This window comes from Streptomyces sp. NPDC016309 (assembly GCF_043077235.1).
Lineage (GTDB): Bacteria > Actinomycetota > Actinomycetes > Streptomycetales > Streptomycetaceae > Streptomyces.
Genome location: NZ_JBIBSG010000002.1, coordinates 190,352 through 207,389, shown reverse-complemented (window position 1 = coordinate 207,389; position 17,038 = coordinate 190,352). Strand labels below are relative to the sequence as shown.

General features: G+C 73.6%; 15 protein-coding genes and 1 pseudogene. 9 read left to right on the top strand and 7 right to left on the bottom strand.

The genetic code is table 11. The annotated features are described in order from the left end of the window. Positions 1-463: 463 nt before the first annotated feature. The 6 genes and pseudogenes from ACF068_RS05530 to ACF068_RS05505 all read right to left on the bottom strand — a co-directional run bounded on the left by ACF068_RS05530 (position 464) and on the right by ACF068_RS05505 (position 7,400). Entirely contained in the window at positions 464-3,181 is a 2,718-nt protein-coding gene (locus ACF068_RS05530) for a fumarate reductase/succinate dehydrogenase flavoprotein subunit (protein WP_392272847.1), read from the bottom strand. 11 nt (positions 3,182-3,192) lie between these two features. After that, positions 3,193-3,960: an ABC transporter ATP-binding protein gene (locus ACF068_RS05525; RefSeq protein WP_392272846.1), complete on the bottom strand. Its 768-nt coding sequence runs from the start codon at positions 3,958-3,960 to the stop codon at positions 3,193-3,195. Between the two features lie 206 nt (positions 3,961-4,166). Beyond that, positions 4,167-4,994, bottom strand: a pseudogene (locus tag ACF068_RS05520) (ABC transporter permease); the annotation flags it as partial. Next, entirely contained in the window at positions 4,991-6,352 is a 1,362-nt protein-coding gene (locus tag ACF068_RS05515) for an ABC transporter substrate-binding protein (RefSeq protein WP_392272845.1), read from the bottom strand. The pseudogene ACF068_RS05520 and the gene ACF068_RS05515, both read right to left, overlap by 4 nt. Positions 6,353-6,365: 13 nt before the next feature. Continuing rightward, a complete protein-coding gene (locus ACF068_RS05510; RefSeq protein WP_392272844.1) occupies positions 6,366-6,593 on the bottom strand; it encodes a ferredoxin family protein in 228 nt (75 codons plus the stop codon). A gap of 36 nt (positions 6,594-6,629) precedes the next feature. After that, positions 6,630-7,400, bottom strand: coding sequence for a GntR family transcriptional regulator (locus ACF068_RS05505; RefSeq protein WP_392272843.1), 771 nt, complete (start codon positions 7,398-7,400; stop codon positions 6,630-6,632). Between the two features lie 377 nt (positions 7,401-7,777). Here ACF068_RS05505 and ACF068_RS05500 point away from each other — a divergent pair, with 377 nt between their 5' ends. The 8 genes from ACF068_RS05500 to ACF068_RS05465 all read left to right on the top strand — a co-directional run bounded on the left by ACF068_RS05500 (position 7,778) and on the right by ACF068_RS05465 (position 14,617). Next, positions 7,778-7,876: a putative leader peptide gene (locus ACF068_RS05500; RefSeq protein WP_391815688.1), complete on the top strand. Its 99-nt coding sequence runs from the start codon at positions 7,778-7,780 to the stop codon at positions 7,874-7,876. Between the two features lie 288 nt (positions 7,877-8,164). Then, positions 8,165-8,725 carry an NADPH-dependent FMN reductase gene (gene ssuE, locus ACF068_RS05495; RefSeq protein WP_392273265.1) on the top strand — a complete coding sequence of 187 codons (561 nt, stop codon included), beginning with the start codon at positions 8,165-8,167 and terminating at the stop codon, positions 8,723-8,725. A 97-nt stretch (positions 8,726-8,822) separates the two neighbouring features. Beyond that, complete coding sequence (locus tag ACF068_RS05490) at positions 8,823-9,944, top strand: ABC transporter substrate-binding protein (RefSeq protein ID WP_392272842.1); 1,122 nt, start codon at positions 8,823-8,825, stop codon at positions 9,942-9,944. An 8-nt stretch (positions 9,945-9,952) separates the two neighbouring features. Then, positions 9,953-10,801: an ABC transporter ATP-binding protein gene (locus ACF068_RS05485; RefSeq protein WP_392272841.1), complete on the top strand. Its 849-nt coding sequence runs from the start codon at positions 9,953-9,955 to the stop codon at positions 10,799-10,801. After that, on the top strand, positions 10,798-11,712 hold the full coding sequence (locus ACF068_RS05480) for an ABC transporter permease (protein ID WP_392272840.1): 915 nt from the start codon (positions 10,798-10,800) through the stop codon (positions 11,710-11,712). Before ACF068_RS05485 ends, ACF068_RS05480 begins: the two co-directional genes overlap by 4 nt. 88 nt (positions 11,713-11,800) lie before the next feature. Then, positions 11,801-13,135: an LLM class flavin-dependent oxidoreductase gene (locus tag ACF068_RS05475; protein ID WP_392272839.1), complete on the top strand. Its 1,335-nt coding sequence runs from the start codon at positions 11,801-11,803 to the stop codon at positions 13,133-13,135. A gap of 74 nt (positions 13,136-13,209) precedes the next feature. Then, positions 13,210-14,196, top strand: coding sequence for a TauD/TfdA dioxygenase family protein (locus tag ACF068_RS05470; protein ID WP_392272838.1), 987 nt, complete (start codon positions 13,210-13,212; stop codon positions 14,194-14,196). 64 nt (positions 14,197-14,260) lie between these two features. Continuing rightward, positions 14,261-14,617 (top strand): DUF6204 family protein, encoded by a 357-nt coding sequence (locus ACF068_RS05465; RefSeq protein ID WP_392272837.1) that lies wholly within the window; start codon positions 14,261-14,263, stop codon positions 14,615-14,617. 105 nt (positions 14,618-14,722) lie between these two features. Here the strand turns inward: ACF068_RS05465 and ACF068_RS05460 are convergent, their stop codons facing one another. Continuing rightward, positions 14,723-16,177 (bottom strand): glyceraldehyde-3-phosphate dehydrogenase, encoded by a 1,455-nt coding sequence (locus tag ACF068_RS05460; protein WP_392272836.1) that lies wholly within the window; start codon positions 16,175-16,177, stop codon positions 14,723-14,725. A gap of 209 nt (positions 16,178-16,386) precedes the next feature. Here ACF068_RS05460 and ACF068_RS05455 point away from each other — a divergent pair, with 209 nt between their 5' ends. Then, the gene (locus ACF068_RS05455; RefSeq protein WP_392272835.1) at positions 16,387-17,010 is read left to right on the top strand and encodes a TetR/AcrR family transcriptional regulator; all 624 of its coding nucleotides are present in this window, start codon (positions 16,387-16,389) and stop codon (positions 17,008-17,010) included. The last annotated feature ends 28 nt before the right edge of the window (positions 17,011-17,038 follow it).

The window sequence follows — 17,038 nt, the reverse complement described above, 5'->3', positions numbered from 1 at the left end:
CGGTTCCCCTTCCGGCGTTCGGTGCGGAGAAACCCGGGGTGAATGTCCACGTGCCCGCCCGGGTCGCCCCGATGCGGCCGACACGACGGTCTCCGGCCACGTTGGGTGGGAACGAGGAACTCACCTGCGCTGTGGTCATGTCCCCCTAACGCCACGGATTGCGCTCCGGGTGCGTGTCAAGCGGGTGACAGCGCTGGGACGACCGGGTGTTTCCGCGAGCCGCTTATCACCCCGGTGGCGTACGGAGGACAGCGCGGTGACTTCTCCCCCTCTCTCTCGTGCGGGCCTCGTTCTCCCTCGTGCGGCCCCGCTTCCCGAGCGGACATCGCCGCGACGCGCGCCGTTCCGCCCCTCGCCCGCGACAGGACGAGGCACGTCCCGGATCCGTCGCGACGGTGACTCATTGTCACCGTCGCGGCGGATCCGGGAATCGCGACGGATCCGGGAATCGCGGCGGCCGCCGTCAGGTGCTGCCGCGCGCCGCGTAGGCGCGGACGTCGGCGTCCGGGTCGCCGGTGGCGGTCGCCAGCGCCGCGCGGGCCCCGTCGTGGTCCCGGTGCCGCAGCAGGGCGAGGACCACGGCCTTGCGTACGTCGGCGTTGGCGTCGTCGAGCGCCTTGGCGAGGGCGGGGACGGCCGGCCCGGGATCCGCCGCGCCGAGTGCGGTCGCCGCGCCCGCGCGGGGCCGCCACGCCGCGTCGGCGAGCGCGGCGACCGCGGCGGCGGCGAGGGCGGGCGGGCAGCCGGTGGTGCCCAGCGCCTCGAACGCGGCGCCGCGCACCAACGCGTCGCCGTCGCGCACCAGGTCCGCCAGGGTGCCGAGGACGGCGCCCGGGCCGGCCGCCGCCACCGCGGCGAGGCCCTTCGCCGCCGCGACCCGCACCTCACGGTCGTCGTCCCGGGCCGCCGCCGCCAGGTCCCCCGCCGCGTCGACGGACACCAGCGCCCGTACGGTCTCGACGCGTACCGCCCGGTCCGGGTCGGCCAGGCCGGGCCGGTACAGGGCCGCGTCCCCCAGCCGCAGCGCGCGCAGCACGGCGGTCGCCGCGGTGCGGACCACCGGGTCCGGCGACGACAGCGCGGCCACCAGGGGTTCCCGGAGCGCCGGTTCGGACGGCAGCGTCCCGGCCAGTTCGCGCAGCGAGTCGGCCGCCGCGCCCCGGACCTCCGCGTCCCCGTCCGCGAGCGCCCGGGCCAGCGCGGGCCCGGTGCCGTCCGGGGCGGTCTCGGTGAGGGTGGCGACGGCGGCACGGCGCACCGCGGGGTCGCGGTCCGCGAGGTACGGCGCGAGGGCCGTCAGCGGCGGCGCGGTCTCGGCGAGCGCCAGCAGTTCCAGGATGCGCGGCGACCCGGCCGCGGCCCCCTCGCGCCCCCGTACGGGCGCGGCGGCGCGGGAGCCGGTCGGCGCGGCGTCGCGCGGCCCGGCGGTCGCCACCTGTTCCAGTACCACCTCGCCCAGGTGCCGTGACGGGCCGCCGGCCGGGGCGTACTCGTCGACCGGTACCAGGTAGGGGGCGACCGGCCGGGCGGTGAACTCCATCGCCCCGGAGGCCGACTTGCGCAGGTCCAGGTGGTGCAGCCAGTCCTGGTCGTCGCGCCGGGGATGGTCGGTGCGCTCGTGGTACAGCCCCCAGCGCGACTCGGTCCTGGCGAGGGACGCGCGGGCGGCCATCTCGGCGCAGTCCCGGATGAAGCCCACCTCGGCGCAGCGCATCAGCTCGTGCGGGGTGGTGGCCCCCATGCCGGCGATCTCGGCGCGCATCCGCTCGAAGTGCTCGACCGCGAGCGACAGCCGGGCGCCCGACTTGGGGGGCGCCACGTAGTCGTTGACGAAGCGGCGCAGTTTGTACTCGACCTGGGGCTGCGGCGGGCCGTCGGGGTGGCGCAGCGGCCGGTAGACCAGCTCGTGGGCCTCGCGGAGCTGATCGGCGGGGAGTTCGCCCTCGTACGCGCGGTACCGGGCGGCGTCCTGGCCGGCCAGGTCGCCGAAGACGAACGCCCCGATCATGTAGTTGTGCGGGACGCAGGCCAGGTCCCCCGCCGCGTACAGCCGGGGCACGGTGGTGCGGGCGTGGGCGTCGACGCGGACGCCGGAGGCGGAGTGGCCGCCGCACAGGCCGATCTCGGAGATGTGCATCTCGATGTCGTGGGTGCGGTAGTCGTGGCCCCGGTTGGCGTGGAAGGTGCCGCGGGTGGGGCGTTCGGTGGTGTGCAGGATGCCTTCCAGGGCGGCCACCGACTCCTCCGGGAGGTGGCTCAGCTTCAGGTAGACCGGGCCCCGGTCGGAGGCGAGTTCCTCGGCGAACTCGGCCATCATGGCGCCGGACCAGTAGTCGGAGTCGACGAACCGCTCGCCGTGCCGGTTGACCTGGTAGCCGCCGAAGGGGTTGGCGACGTAAGCGCACGCGGGGCCGTTGTAGTCCTTGATGAGCGGGTTGATCTGGAAGCACTCGATGCCGGTGAGTTCGGCTCCCGCGTGGTACGCCATGGCGTAGCCGTCACCGGCGTTGGTGGGGTTCTCGTACGTGCCGTAGAGGTAGCCCGACGCGGGCAGTCCGAGCCGGCCGGCCGCGCCGGTCGCCAGGACCACCGCGCCCGCCCGTACGGTCACGAAGGCCCCGGTGCGGGTGTGGAACCCGGCCGCGCCGACCGCCCGGCCGTCGTCGCCGGTCAGTACGCGGACCGGCATCACCCGGTTCTCGATGCGGATGCGCTCCCGCATCTCGCGGCGCCGCAGTTGCCGGTAGAGGACCTTCTTGACGTCCTTGCCCTCCGGCATGGGCAGGACGTACGAGCCGGAGCGGTGGACCTGGCGGACGGCGTACTCGCCGTGCTCGTCCTTCTCGAACTTCACGCCGTAGCGCTCCAGCCGCCGCACCATGGCGAAGCCCAGGGTGGCGGTCTGCCGGACGGTGGACTGGTCGACGATGCCGTCGTTGGCACGGGTGATCTCGGCGACGTAGTCGTCGGGTTCGGCGCGGCCGGGGATGACGGCGTTGTTGACACCGTCCATGCCCATGGCGAGGGCGCCCGAGTGGCGTACGTGCGCCTTCTCCAGCAGGAGGACGTGCGCGCCGTGCTCGGCCGCGGTGAGCGCCGCCATCGTCCCGGCCGTGCCGCCGCCGATGACGAGGACGTCGCAGGAGAGCTCCTCCGCGTCCGTGAGGGAGGGAATGTCCATGTGCGTGCCTCTCAGGTGCCGAGCGACGCGAGGACGTCGCGGCGCAGGGCGTCGGTGGCGGGGTCGGCGTGGTCGTCGCGGTCACGTGGCCGGGGTACGGGCAGCACCCGGCCCGTGCCGAGGAGCGCGACCCGGTCGCCGAGGAGGATCGCCTCGTCCACGTCGTGGGTGACGAACACGACGGTCGCCCCGGTGCCCCGCAGGACGTCGATGAGCAACCGCTGCATTCCGGCGCGGGTGCCGGCGTCCAGCGCGCCGAAGGGTTCGTCCATGAGTACGGCGCGCGGGCCGGCCGCCAGGGCGCGGGCGAGCTGGACCCGTTGGCGCTGGCCGCCGGAGATCCGGTGGGGGTGGCTGCCGGCGTGCTCCGCGAGCCCGACGCGCTCCAGCCAGCCGGTGGCGGTGGCCCTCCGTTCGGCCCGGGGTACACCCCGGACGGCCAGGGGAAGTTCGACGTTGGCCCGCACCGTCCGCCAGGGCAGGAGGGCGTCCTCCTGGAACACCAGCGCCCGGTCGCCGCCGGGCCCGGCGATGGGCTCCCCGTCCTGGGTGACCTCGCCGCCGAGGGCGGGGAGCAGCCCGGCGAGGGTGCGCAGCAGGGTGGACTTGCCGCAGCCGGACGGGCCGACGACGGTCAGGACCTCGCCGGGCTCGACGTCGAGGTCGACCGGCGCGAGGACGGGCGCGCCGGCGTGGCCGAGCACCGCGCCGCGCAGTGCGAGGCGGGCGCCGGGCGGGGACGGCCGGGGGGCGGCGCTCGTGGCCGTGGTGATGGTCATGACGGGGTCTCTCCTCGTACGGGCACCCGCACGGCACCGGAACGGTCCTGCCGCGGGGCGTCGCCCGGCGGTGCGGGCGCCCGCTCCGGGGCGGGGGCGTGCGCTGGTGCGGGGGCGTGCTCCTCGGCGGCCGGCGCGGCGGCCGGCGCAGCAGCCGACGCGGCGGCGGGGGTGTGCGCCGCGGGGGCCGGGGTGTGCCGGGTGGTGGCGGGCGCGCGCGGGGTGGTGGCGGGGGCCGGGCGGTGGTGGGGCGGAGGCGCCGGCCGGCCGGCCGGCGTCCGGGGCAGCCACCGGGTCAGCCGCCGGCCCAGCACCTCCACGGCCGTCGAGGTCAGCCGGCCGAGCAGGCCGATGGTCACCATGCCGACGAACACGCCCGGGTAGTCGACGACCGTGTAGTCCTGCCAGGTCCGGTACCCCACCCCGTACTCGCCGGAGATCATCTCGGCGGAGACCACGCAGATCCAGGAGACCCCGATGCCGACGGACAGGCCGCCCAGGATGCCGGGCAGGGCGCCGGGGAGCACCACGGAGAACAGCACGCGCCGGCGTCCGCCGCCCATGGTGCGGACGGCCTCCTCCCAGACCGGCGTCAGCGCGCGGACCGCGTGCCGGGTGGACACCAGGACGGGGAAGAACGCCGCTGTGAAGGTGATGAAGACGATGCCCTGCTCGTTGCTCGGGAAGAGCAGGATCGCCACCGGCACCAGGGCGATCGCGGGAATGGGGCGGAGCACTTCGAGCACGGGCCCCACGAGGTCGGCGGCGAGCCGGGAGCGGGCGATCGCGGTGCCGACGGCGACGCCCGCGACCGCCGCCAGCAGGAAGCCGGTGACGATGCGGGTGAGGCTGTCGACGAGGTCCTGCCAGTACGCCTCGCCGCGGACCCGCTGCCCGAAGGCCCGGGCCACGTCCGTCACGGTCGGGAACTGCTCGAACCGCAGCCACAGGTTGACGTCGTACGAGGTGAGAAGCTGCCACAGGACCAGTGCGGCGGCCGGCGACAGCAGCCTCAGGAATCGGCGGCGCGTCATGACGCACCCCGCGCGCCCAGCAGTCGGCCGTAGGGGACGGTCCGCGCCCCGGGGTGGGCGGCGGTGTACCTGGCGGCGGCCGAGCGGGTGACGAACGGCCGCGGCTCCGTCCCGTCCAGCACCCACACCGCCTTGTCGGCGAACCACGGGGTGCCGGTCGTGGTGTCGGGGACGTACGCGGCGCGGACCTTGGCACCGGCGGCGGACACGGCCGCGAGCAGCGCCGCCGGGGTGTCGAACGACGTGGTGGTGCCGTCCTTGAACCACACCTCGGGGCGGGCGGCGGGGGCCCCGGCGTCCCGGACCTTGCCGTAGGCCGCGCCGTACACCCGCTTGAGGTGGGTGTCGTCGACGAACGCGTCCACGTCCACGTCGCCGATCAGCTTCGCCGACGTCAGGACCGGGACGTCCTTGCGCAGGGCCTCGACCAGCGCGGGCTTCAGGGACGGGTCGAAGGTGGCGATGCCGTGGGCGCCGTTGTAGAGGTAGACGACCTCGGCCGGCAGGCCGGTGGCGCGGGCGACCGACTCGGCGGCGGCCACCGGCTCCTTCCGGAGGTGGTCGGTGGCGCGGACCTGCGCCCGGAGGAAGGCCTCGACGACGGCGGGGCGCTCCTTCGCGAAGTCCTCGCGGACGGTGACGCCGTGGAAGGTCGGCAGGTTCAGCTCGGCCCCGTCGTAGAGGGCTTCGGCCCGGCCCTGGTGGGCGAGCAGTCCGGGCCAGGCCACGAACTGGGACAGCGCGTCGACGCTCCCGGACTGGAGGGCCGAAGCCCCGACGGACGGCTGCTGGTTGAGTACGCGCACGTCCTTCCCGGGGTCGATGCCCGCCCGCCGCAGGGCGCGGACGAGGGTGCCGTCGGCGGCCGAGCCGACGGAGGTGGACACCTTCTTGCCGCGCAGGTCTTCGAGGGTGTCCAGGGACGAGCCGGGGGCGGTGACGATGGTGTTGAGCCCGCCGCGCGGGTTGTAGCCGGTGACGGAGACCAGCCGGGTGGGCCGGTGGAGCTGGGTGCCGCGGGCGGCGTTGATCAGGAGGGGGAAGTCGCCCATGGAGCCGATGTCGACCTTCCCGGCGGTCATCTGGGCGGTGATGGGTGCCCCGGTGGCGTAGTCCTGCCACCGCACGCGGTAGGTGATGCCGTCCTTGGTGCCGCGTTTTTCCAGTTCCCGCTCGAAGTAGCCGAGTTCGCGGAGGAGGGTTCCGGCGGTGACGGTGTTGATGGTCTTGGACTGGTAGCCGACGGTCACGGTGACCGTGCGGGAGCCGTTCGCGCCGTTGCCGCCGCCGCAGCCGGTGAGGAGGCCGGCGGTCAGCGCGGTGGTCAGGACGGCGGGGAGGAGTCCTCTGCGGATCATGGGTGGTGGCCTCTCAGCGGAGCAGGTAGGGCATGTTGACCTCGACGGCGCCGGTGGGGCACCGGGCCGCGCACGGGCCGCAGTACCAGCACTCGTCGACGTGCATGTAGGCCTTGCCGCTGTCCGGGTGGATCGCGAGTGAGTCGAGCGGGCACATGTCGACGCAGAGGGTGCAGCCGTCGATGCACTTCGACTCGTCGATGGTCACGGGCACGTCGGCACGCTGGGGCGCCAGGGGCATGGCTGTCTCCAGGAAGGGGCGGGGCGGGGGGCGGGGTCAGTGGGAGCGGTGCAGCAGGCCGCTCATGGCGATGCGGTCGCCGCGGAAGCGGATGAACTCCAGGTCCACGGGCCGGCCGTCGCGCAGGTGGGTGAGCCGTTCCAGCATCAGCACGGCGGCGCCGCGCGGGGCCTCCAGCACCGCGGCGGAGTGGGGGTCGGCGCTGACGGCCTCGAGGGTGATGCCCGCGGTCCCGAGGGGCTGTCCGGTGAGCTGTTCGATGAGCCGGAAGACGTCGTTGTGTTCCAGGTCGCAGTCGAGCAGGGCGGAGCCGATGTCCATGGGGATGTACGTGAGGTCCAGGGACAGGGGCAGTCCGTTGAGCCGGCGCAGCCGCTCGACGCACAGGACGTCGGCGCGGTCGGGCAGTTCCAGTCGGCGGGCCACCGGGGCGGGCGCCGGGACGGGTCCCGCCGTCCGTACCTCGTTGGTGACCTCGCCGTGTTCGTGCAGGGTCTCGGCGAGGCCCTGGAGCCGGTCCAGGCCGTGCGGGTACTTCTCGGTCACCAGCACGGTGCCGACACCGGGCTGCCGTTCGACCAGTCCTTCGGCGCGGAGCAGGTCGAGCGCCTGGCGCACGGTGTTGCGGGACACGCCGTAGTCGGCGCCGATCCGGCTCTCCAGGGGCAGGACGCCCCGGAGGAAACCGGTGGTGCGCGCCTGGTGCCGCAGCAGGTCCGCGAGCTGCCGGGCGCGGTCCGCGCGCAGCCGTCGCCGGCGGGCGGCGGCGACGGGCGGCGCATGGTCACGGGTGCGTTCGGCAGGCATGGGCCGGACCATACCGACGTACCCCGCCCCGTGGTGTTGCGGCAGTATTGCGCCACTTCCGTACGCCACGACACCGCTGTGACCTGCATGTTCGCGGGCGGTGGCGGGAGATCCGCCACAGCGGGGCGGGGACCGGCGCGGTCGCCCCCGGTCCCGGACCGGTCGCCCCGGTCCCGGCGGCGGGCGGCGTCGGCGCCGGGGGCGGGACGGCGGGCGGACCGGGTGCTCCCGGACGGCGTCGCGGACGTTTCCGGGCGGGGAAAGCGGGATCGGCGGCCCTTTTGTGAACGGCGCGCTTCACGCGCGTGGCGGGAGGCACCGAATGTGAGACGGCGCCGTTTCCCGCATTGACGTGGCTGGATTCCGCTGCCAGCCTCATGGACGTGAGCCAGTCAGCGAACTTCTCCGCGCGGCGCCACGTCGATCTCCGTCGGCACGCCAGCGCCCTCTGTGCGTTCGACCTCCGCGGCTGTTAGACGCCTTCCGGGGGTCTGAGGAACTGCCCTCCCCGCCCCCTCGCGTCAGGGGAAGCGGCGCCCCGCCCCGCTCGACGCGGGCGTCCGGCCCGCACCCCTCCCCCTCTCCCTCCCGCTCCCCCGCCCCGCCCCCGGCTCCCCCACGGCGGTGACGCGGGCGCGGCCGTCACGCCGGCTCGGCGGTGGCGCCCGCGCGCCCTCTCACCCGTCCCACCCGTTCCCCTTCACGGCATGCCCCGCGCCGTCATGTTCCGCCGCGCGCTGCCGCGTTCCCTCCAGGAGGTCCCCTTGTCGTACGTCGCCGCCCTCTCCGGAAGTCCGTCCCCGGACTCGCGGACCGCGCGTGTGGTGGAACACGTGGTGCGCCGGCTCGCGGCCGGCGGGCATCACGCGGAGCACCTCGCGGTACGGGACCTCCCCGCGGCCGAACTCGTCACCGGTGCCGTCGAACACCCCGCGCTGCGGCGGGCGTTGGGAACGGTGGCCCGCGCCGACGGGGTCGTCGTCGCCACTCCGGTGTACAAGGCCTCGTACAGCGGTCTGCTGAAGGTGTTCCTCGACGTGCTGCCCCAGTCCGGGCTGGCGGGGAAGGCCGTGCTCCCGCTGGTCACCGGCGGGAGCCTCGCCCACATGCTCGCCATGGACTACGCGCTGCGCCCGGTGCTCTCCGCGCTCGGCGCCCGGCACGTCGTCCCGGGGGCGTTCCTGCTCGACTCCGTGATCGAGCGGGTCGGGGCGGGCGCCTGCCGGATCGAGCCCGAGGCCGAACTGCGGCTGCTGCACGCGGTGGACGGGTTCGCCGACGCCCTCGCCGGCCGTGACGCGCTCGCCCTCAGCGGCACCCCCTGACCATCCGGCCTTCCGAGCCATCGACCTTCCGGCCTTCCGATCCATCCGGCCTTCCGACCCTTCCGACCCTTTCGACCCTTCCGAACAGGACGTTTCCATGAGCACGTTGTCCCCGGTGAACCGACGCCATTTCCTCGGCCTCCTCGGCCTCTCGGCGGTCACGGTCGGCTGCGGCACCGCCGTGGGCGGCGGCCCGTCCGGTCAGGGCGGCACCAAGACGCTCCGCTACCAGGGCTGGACCGGCCAGGTCACCCCCGCCGAACTGGCGGAGGACCTGGGCTACCTGGAGGACGTGAAGCTGGAGTGGGTCGGCAACACCATCAGCGGCCCCCAGGACATCCAGTCCGCGGCCACCGGCCAGACCGACTTCGGCGGCGCCTTCAACGGCGCGGTGGTGAAGCTGGCCGCCAACGGCTCGCCGATCAAGGCCGTCATCAGCTACTACGGCTCCGACGCCCACGCCTACAGCGGCTACTACGTACGCGCCGACAGCCCGATCCGCACCGCCCGGGACCTGGTCGGCAAGAAGGTCGGGATGAACACCCTCGGGGCCCACTCCGAAGCCATGCTGGACATCTACCTCCAGCGCGGCGGCGTCCCCGCCGCGGAGGCCGACAAGGTCGAGGCCCTGGTCGTCCCGCCGGTGAACACCGAACAGTCCCTGCGGCAGCGGCAGATCGACGTCGCGGTGCTGAGCGGCGTGCTGCGGGACAAGGCACTGGCGGGCGGCGGGCTGCGCCAACTGTTCACGGACCACCAGCTACTGGGCTCGTTCAGCGCCGGGACGTACGTCCTGACCGAGCGCTTCATCAAGCGGAACCCCGGCACCGTCCGGACCTTCGTCACCGGTGTGGGGCGGGCGCTCGACTGGTCCCGCGCCACACCGCGCGAGGAGGTGGTCGACCGGATGACGGAGATCGTGAAGAAGCGCGGCCGCAACGAGGACGCCGCCAACCTGCGGTACTGGAAGTCCTTCGGCGTGGCCGAGCCGGGCGGGCGCATCACGGGCAAGGAGCTCCAGTTGTGGATCGACTGGCTCGCCGAGCGCGGCGACGTCGACCCCGGCCGCGTCCGGCTCGACTCCCTCTACACCAACGCGTACAACGCCTCCGCCCCGGCGGCACCCGTCTCCACCCCCACCCCCACCCCCACAGCGACCTCGCCGGCCCCACGCGCCGCTACGACGGCGACGGCGACGGCGACGGCGAGCGGGAGGTGAAGGACACCATGACCGGATCCCCCGACACCCACACCGCCCACACCGCCAAGATCGTGTTCCGGGACGTACGCCGGGACTTCCCCGTCCGGGCCAAGGACGGCTCACGGTCGGCGGTCACCGCGCTCGACGGGATCGACCTGACCGTGGGCGCCGGCGAGTTCCTCGTCGTCGTGGGCCCCAGCGGCTGCGGCAAGTCGACGCTGCTGGACCTGCTCGGCGGGCTGTCCCGCCCCACGTCCGGCACCATCCTGCTGGACGGCTCGCCGATCACGGGGCCCGGCCTCGACCGGGGCATCGTCTTCCAGCAGTACGCCCTGCTCCCCTGGCGCACCGCCCAGGGCAACGTGGAGTTCGGGCTGGAGGCCATCGGGGTGCCGCGCCGCCGGCGGGCGGAGCGGGCCCGGGAGTTCCTGGACCTGGTCGGGCTCAGCGGTTTCGAGGGGCGCCACCCCCACGAGCTGTCCGGCGGCATGCGCCAGCGGGTCGCCATCGCGCGCAGCCTGGCGTACGACCCGGACGTCCTGCTCATGGACGAGCCGTTCGCGGCGCTGGACGCCCAGACCAGGGAGTCCCTCCAGGACGAGCTGCTGCGGATCTGGCAGCGGACCGGCAAGACGATCGTCTTCATCACCCATGGCATCGACGAAGCCGTGCACCTGGGGCAGCGCGTGGCGGTGATGACCTCACGGCCGGGCCGGATCAAGGAGGTCGTACCGATCGACCTGCCGTCCGGGACGAGCGGCGACGACCCGCGCTCCACCCCCGAGTTCGCACGGTACCGGCACCGGATCTGGTCCCTGTTGCGCGACGAGGTGTCCAGGGCCCAGCAGGAGGAAAGGCAAGGAGCCACCCTATGAGTTCCCTGACCGACATCGCCACCGGGAGCCCCGTCGCCACGGGTCCGGTCCCCCCGCCCACCGCGACCCGCGCGGACACGGCCGTACCGCCGTCCGCCCCGGCCCGGCCGCGCCGCGGACGGGCGTGGTCCACGGTCCGCCGGGTGCTGTACGGAGCCGTGCGGGCCGGCACCAGGTCCGCCGCCGTCGTGGCGCTGCTCCTGGTGTGGGAGACGGCGCCCCGGCTGGGGCTGGCCGACCGCACGTTCCTGCCGCCGTTCGGCGAGGTGGCCCTCGCCTGGTGGCGGCTCGCCGCCGACGGGCAGCTCACCGACCACACCCTGGCCAGCCTCACCCGTTCCCTGACCGGCTTCGGGATCGCGGTGGCGGTGGCCGTGCCGCTGGGCCTGCTGATCGGCTGGTACCGGCGGGTGGCGGACCTCCTCGGACCGCTGCTGGAGGTCTTCCGCAACACCGCCGCCCTGGCACTGCTGCCGGTCTTCGTCCTGCTGCTGGGCATCGGCGAGACGTCCAAGATCTCCATCGTGGTGTACGCCTGCGCCTGGCCGGTGCTGCTCAGCACCATCAGCGCCGTCCGGTCCGTCGACCCGACGCTGCTGAGGCTGGCGCGGTCGCTGGACCTCCCCGCGGTGCGGCTGTTCCAGAAGGTGATCCTGCCCGCCTCGGTGCCGGCGGTGTTCACCGGCATCCGGCTCGCCGGAGCCGTGTCCATCCTGGTGCTGGTGGCGGCGGAGATGATCGGCGCGAAGGCCGGGCTGGGCTACCTGATCAACGCCTCGCAGTACAACTTCGCCATCCCGCAGATGTACGCCGGGATCATCACCATCTCGGCGATCGGCGTGGCGTTCAACCAGCTTCTCGTCGCCCTGGAGCGGCGGCTCAGCTCCTGGCGGGTCCCGGCGAACGGCTGACCCCGCCGCGCCGCCCGACTTCCCGGCCCCGGCCCCGGGCCTCCCTCCCCTCCCGTACCACCCACCTACCTACCCGAAGGACGCCGCCGTGCCCGCATCGCCACCCCGCCAGTTGCACCTGAACGCCTTTCTCATGAACGCCGGCCACCACGACGCGGCCTGGCGCCACCCGCTGACCACACCCGAACGCGTCACCGACCTCACGTACTTCCAGGAGCTGGCGAGAACGGCCGAACGGGGCCTGCTCGACTCGGTGTTCCTCGCCGACGGACTGGCCCTGTGGGGCAAGGTCCGCCACAACGCCCTGGGCGGCTTCGAACCGCTGACGCTGCTGTCGGCACTGGCGACGGTCACCGAACGCATCGGGCTCATCGCCACCGTCTCGACCACGTTCAACGAGCCGTTCAGCACGGCGCGCGCCTTCGCCTCCCTGGACCACCTCAGCGGCGGCCGGGCGGGCTGGAACATCGTGACCTCCGGCACGGTCGACGAGGCCCGCAACTTCGGCCGTGACGAGCACCTGGAACACGGACTGCGGTACGAGCGGGCGCGGGAGTTCGTCGAGGTCGCCGTGAAGCTCTGGGACAGCTGGGACGACGACGCGATCGTCCTGGACCGGGCGGCCGGGATCTACGCGGACACCGACAAGGTCCGCCCCGTCGACCACCGGGGGACGCACTTCGGGGTGCGCGGTCCCCTGAACGTGCCCCGGCCACCGCAGGGGCACCCGCTGCTGGTGCAGGCCGGGGCCTCGGAGGACGGCAAGGAGTTCGCCGCCCGGTACGCGGAGGCGGTGTTCACCGCGCAGCAGACGCTGTCCGACGCGCAGGCCTTCGCCAAGGACCTCCGGAGCCGGCTGCCCCGCCACGGGCGCACGGAGGACGACGTGCGGATCCTGCCGGGCATCTGCCCCGTCATCGGGTCCACCGAGGCCGAGGCCCGCGCGCTGGAGCGGGAGCTCACCGACCTCCAGGTGCCCGAGTACGGTTTGGCCCAGCTCTCCGGGATGCTCGGCACCGATCTGACCGGCCTGCCACTGGACGGCCCGCTGCCCGAGCTGCCCGACGAGCGGGACATCAACGGCAACAGGAGCCGTTTCGCCCTGGTCGCCGAGCTCGGCCGGCGGGAGGGGCTCACCCTCCGGGAGCTGATCGCCCGGCTCGGTGGCGGACGCGGCCACCGGGTGGTCGTGGGCACGGCGGAGCAGATCGCCGACGAGCTCCAGGAGTGGTTCACCGAGGGCGCGGCCGACGGGTTCAACATCATGCCGCCTTATCTGCCGGGCGGGCTGGACCACTTCGTCGACCAGGTCGTCCCCATCCTCCAGGCGCGCGGCCTGTTCCGCACCGCGTACACGGGCCGCACGCTGCGCGAGCACTACGGGCTCGCCCGGCCGGCCGGCCGGGTGGCGGAGCCCGCGTGACGGCCGGCCCCGCGCCCCTCCCGTACCCCTCGCTCTCCCCTTCCCCCCGTACGACGACGAAAGGACGACCGGTCATGACGACCACGACACCCGCCACCACTCCCGACGCCGCACCCGCCACCACGCCCGACGCCTCTGCGGCCACCGCGCCGGTCACCGCGCCCGCCGCGGCGGGCGGCCCGGAGGTCCGCCGGATCGGCGGGCGCATCGGCGCCGAGGTCCTCGGCCTGGACCTGTCGGGCGATCTCACGCCCGAGTCCGTCGCCGCGGTCGGCCGGGCGCTGCTGGAGCACAAGGCCCTCGTCTTCCGGGACCAGCACCTCGACGAGGCCGGTCAGCTACGTTTCGCGTCACTGTTCGGCGACCTGACCACCGCCCACCCCACGGTGCCGTCGGTGGACGGGCAGCCGCACATCCTTCCGGTGGACGGTGACGAGGGCATCCGCGCCAACCACTGGCACACGGACGTCACCTTCGTCCGTACGCCGCCGAAGGCGTCCACGCTGCGCGCCCTCGTCGTCCCGCCGTACGGGGGCCACACGCTGATCGCCAACACGGCCGCCGCCTACCGGGACCTGCCGGAGCCCCTCCGGGAGTTCGCCGACCGGCTGTGGGCGGTGCACACCAACGCGTACGACTACGCCGAGCCGAAGGACGAGAAGGCCGCGGAGCACCGCCGGCGGTTCGTGTCGCGCCGGTACCGCACCGCCCACCCGGTGGTGCGCGTGCACCCGGAGAGCGGGGAACGCGGCCTGTTCATCGGCGGGTTCGCGCAGGGGCTGGTGGGCTTCGGCCCGTCGGAGTCGCGGGACCTGCTGCGGCTCCTCCAGGCGTACGTGACGCGGCCCGAGAACGTCGTGCGGATCGCCTGGCGCCCGGGTGACCTGGTGCTGTTCGACAACCGGATCACCCAGCACTACGCCCCGGACGACTACGGCGACCTGCCGCGCCTGCTGCACCGCGTCACGGTCGCCGGGGACGTGCCCGTCGGGGCCGACGGTGGCCGCAGCCATGCCGTGGAGGGCGACGACGCCGCCCACTACACGCCCGCGGCGGCCTGATCCCGCACCGGAGCCGGGCGAAAACGGGTGGAACCGTGCGGGTCCCGCTGGTTAGGGTCCGGGGATGAGCGAACGCACCTTCCGCATCATGGTCCGTGGCGTCTTCGACGGGCTGGACTCCGACCGGCGGGCCGAGCTGCTGGCGCACGCCGCCGAACACGACGCGATGCACGCCGCCTTCACCCCGGAGGGGCACCTCAGCTACGACATCGCCGCCCGGCCGGCCTTCACCTTCCGCTTCCTGGACTCGGGCGAGGAGGAGGAGGACATCCTCGACGCGACGCTACGCGCCGAGGACGCGGCGAGGGCCTGGCTGGACGGGCGCGGGTACGGCTACAAGCACCTCAGGTCCCAGGCGGAGGACCTGTCCCGCGCGCCGCTGGGTGCCCGGCAGCGGCGGGCCGTGCGGAAGAACGGCTGAGCCGTCGCGGCCGTCCCCGGGGCGGCGCGCCGGGGACGGCGGAGGGGGCGGCGACCGGATGCCCTCGCGGGTCCGGTCGCCGCCCCCTCGTGTCGCCCGGGAGGATCAGACCACGGGCGCCGGGTAGGTCGGGTACTCCACCCCGGAGACGTGCTGGACGACCCGGATGACCTGGCACGAGTAGCCGAACTCGTTGTCGTACCAGAGGTAGAGGATGGCGTTGTCGCCGTCGACCTTGGTGGCGCCGGCGTCGACGATCGAGGCGTGGCGCGAACCGACGAAGTCCATGGAGACGGCGTCGGGGGCGGTGGTGAAGTCGATCTGGCGCTTGAGCGGCGAGTGCAGCGAGACGTCGCGGAGGTACTCCAGGACCTCGTCGCGGGTGGTCTCGCGGCCCAGGCGCAGGCTCAGGATGGCGATCGAGACGTCCGGGACGGGGACGCGGATCGAGCTGCCGGTGATCGGCGCCTTGAGGTCGGGCAGCGCCTTGGCGACGGCGGAGGCGGCACCGGTCTCGGTGATCACCATGTTGAGCGGCGCGGAGCGGCCCCGGCGGTCGGCCTTGTGGTAGTTGTCCAGCAGGTTCTGGTCGTTCGTGAACGAGTGGACGGTCTCCACGTGGCCGCGCAGCACACCGTACTCGTCGTCCATCGCCTTCAGCGGCGGGACGATGGCGTTGGTGGTGCAGGAGGCGCAGGACAGGACCCGCTCGTCCGGCTTGATGGTGTCGTGGTTGACGCCGTGGACGATGTTCGGGACGTCGCCCTTGCCCGGGGCGGTCAGGACGACCTTGTCGATGCCGGGGCGCAGGTGCTTCGACAGGCCCGCGCGGTCGCGCCACTTGCCGGTGTTGTCGATGAGGATGGCGTCCTTGATGCCGTACGCGGTGTAGTCGACCTCGGACGGGTCGTTCGCGTAGATCACCTTGATCGCGTTGCCGTTGGCGACGATCGTGCTGGTCGCCTCGTCGACGGTGATGGTGCCCTGGAACTGGCCGTGGATGGAGTCGCGGCGCAGCAGCGAGGCGCGCTTCACGATGTCCTCGGCGGCCCGCTCGCCGCCGCCGCGCACGACGATGGCGCGCAGGCGCAGGCCGTTGCCGGAGCCGGCCTTCTCGATGAGGAGGCGGGCGACGAGGCGGCCGATGCGGCCGAAGCCGTAGAGGACGACGTCGCGTCCCTCGCGGCGCTCGATCTTGTTGTCGCCGATGGCACCGGCGACGGCCTCGGCGGTGAACTCGTCCACCGACAGACCGCGGTCGTCCGTCTTGTACGTGGCGGCGAGCATGCCGATGTCGATCTGGGACGGGCCGAGGTCGAGCGTGGTGAGGGCCTGGAGGAACGGCAGGGTCTCGGTGACCGAGAGCTCCTCGCCGGCTATCTGCCGGGCGAACCGGTGGGTCTTGAGGATGCTGACCACCGACTTGTTCACCAGGGAGCGGCTGTGGAGGAGGACGGTGACGTCCCGCTCCCGGTGCAGCTTCCCGATGATCGGGATCATCGACTCCGCGATCTCCTCGCGGTTCTTCCAGTTGGTGAACGAGTCGTCGTTGACAGTCACAGGTTTATCTTTCGAGCTAGGCGGCGCTCATATGCTAACCCCCCGCTCCTGTGGTCACTCAGGGGGTCCCGCCACGGGCCTTCCGGGCCCCGGAGGCCGCCCGGTTCGACCGGATTTCACCACGTGTGCCGTGGGGTGGGGCCGGGCCGGCGGGCAGATGACGGGCCCGGACCGCCGTCCGCTCCGCACGGGTGGAATACGCTCCCCCCATGCCCACGCCGCACCAGAAGGCCCGTCCCTCGACCGGGGGCCAGGGTGCTCCCCGCCGCCGTGCGGACGCGGAGCGCAGCATCGCGACCATCGTGGCCGCCGCCCTGGACTGCTTCGTCCGCGACCCCCACGTCAGCATGACCAAGGTCGCCACCGCCGCGGGCGTCAGCCGCGTCACCCTCTACGCCCACTTCCCCTCCCGCGAAGCCCTCCTCGACGCCGTCCTCGCCCACTCCGTCGAACAGGCCGACACCCTCCTGCACCAACAGAACCTCGACGACCTCCCCGCCGACCAGGCCTTCTCCCGCCTCATCCACTCAAGCTGGCGCATCCTCGAACGCCACGCCTTCCTCCTCGCCGCATCCGAAGGCGTCATCGCCCCCGCCCGCCGCCGCACACACCACCGAAAAGTCCTCGGCCGCGTCGAACGCATCCTCACCCGAGGCCAGCACGAAGGAACCTTCCGCACCGACCTCCCCATGACCTGGCTCGTCACCACTTTCTACAGCCTCCTCCACGCCGCCGCGGGAGAGGCGGCCGCCCGGCGCCTCAGGACGTCGGAGGTCCCCGACGTGCTCGACCGGACGCTCACCCCGCTGCTGCGGCAGCCGCCGGCGGTCTGAGGTCGCGGCCGAGGCGGGGGGCCGGACC

Coding starts and splice junctions, on each gene's coding strand:
- ACF068_RS05455 (WP_392272835.1), top strand. CDS start 16,387: ATGCCCACGCCGCACCAGAAGGCCCGTCCCTCGACCGGGGGCCAGGGT.
- ACF068_RS05530 (WP_392272847.1), bottom strand. CDS start 3,181: ATGGACATTCCCTCCCTCACGGACGCGGAGGAGCTCTCCTGCGACGTC.
- ACF068_RS05505 (WP_392272843.1), bottom strand. CDS start 7,400: ATGCCTGCCGAACGCACCCGTGACCATGCGCCGCCCGTCGCCGCCGCC.
- ACF068_RS05465 (WP_392272837.1), top strand. CDS start 14,261: ATGAGCGAACGCACCTTCCGCATCATGGTCCGTGGCGTCTTCGACGGG.
- ACF068_RS05485 (WP_392272841.1), top strand. CDS start 9,953: ATGACCGGATCCCCCGACACCCACACCGCCCACACCGCCAAGATCGTG.
- ACF068_RS05510 (WP_392272844.1), bottom strand. CDS start 6,593: ATGCCCCTGGCGCCCCAGCGTGCCGACGTGCCCGTGACCATCGACGAG.
- ACF068_RS05500 (WP_391815688.1), top strand. CDS start 7,778: ATGGACGTGAGCCAGTCAGCGAACTTCTCCGCGCGGCGCCACGTCGAT.
- ACF068_RS05480 (WP_392272840.1), top strand. CDS start 10,798: ATGAGTTCCCTGACCGACATCGCCACCGGGAGCCCCGTCGCCACGGGT.
- ACF068_RS05490 (WP_392272842.1), top strand. CDS start 8,823: ATGAGCACGTTGTCCCCGGTGAACCGACGCCATTTCCTCGGCCTCCTC.
- ACF068_RS05525 (WP_392272846.1), bottom strand. CDS start 3,960: ATGACCATCACCACGGCCACGAGCGCCGCCCCCCGGCCGTCCCCGCCC.
- ACF068_RS05470 (WP_392272838.1), top strand. CDS start 13,210: ATGACGACCACGACACCCGCCACCACTCCCGACGCCGCACCCGCCACC.
- ACF068_RS05515 (WP_392272845.1), bottom strand. CDS start 6,352: ATGATCCGCAGAGGACTCCTCCCCGCCGTCCTGACCACCGCGCTGACC.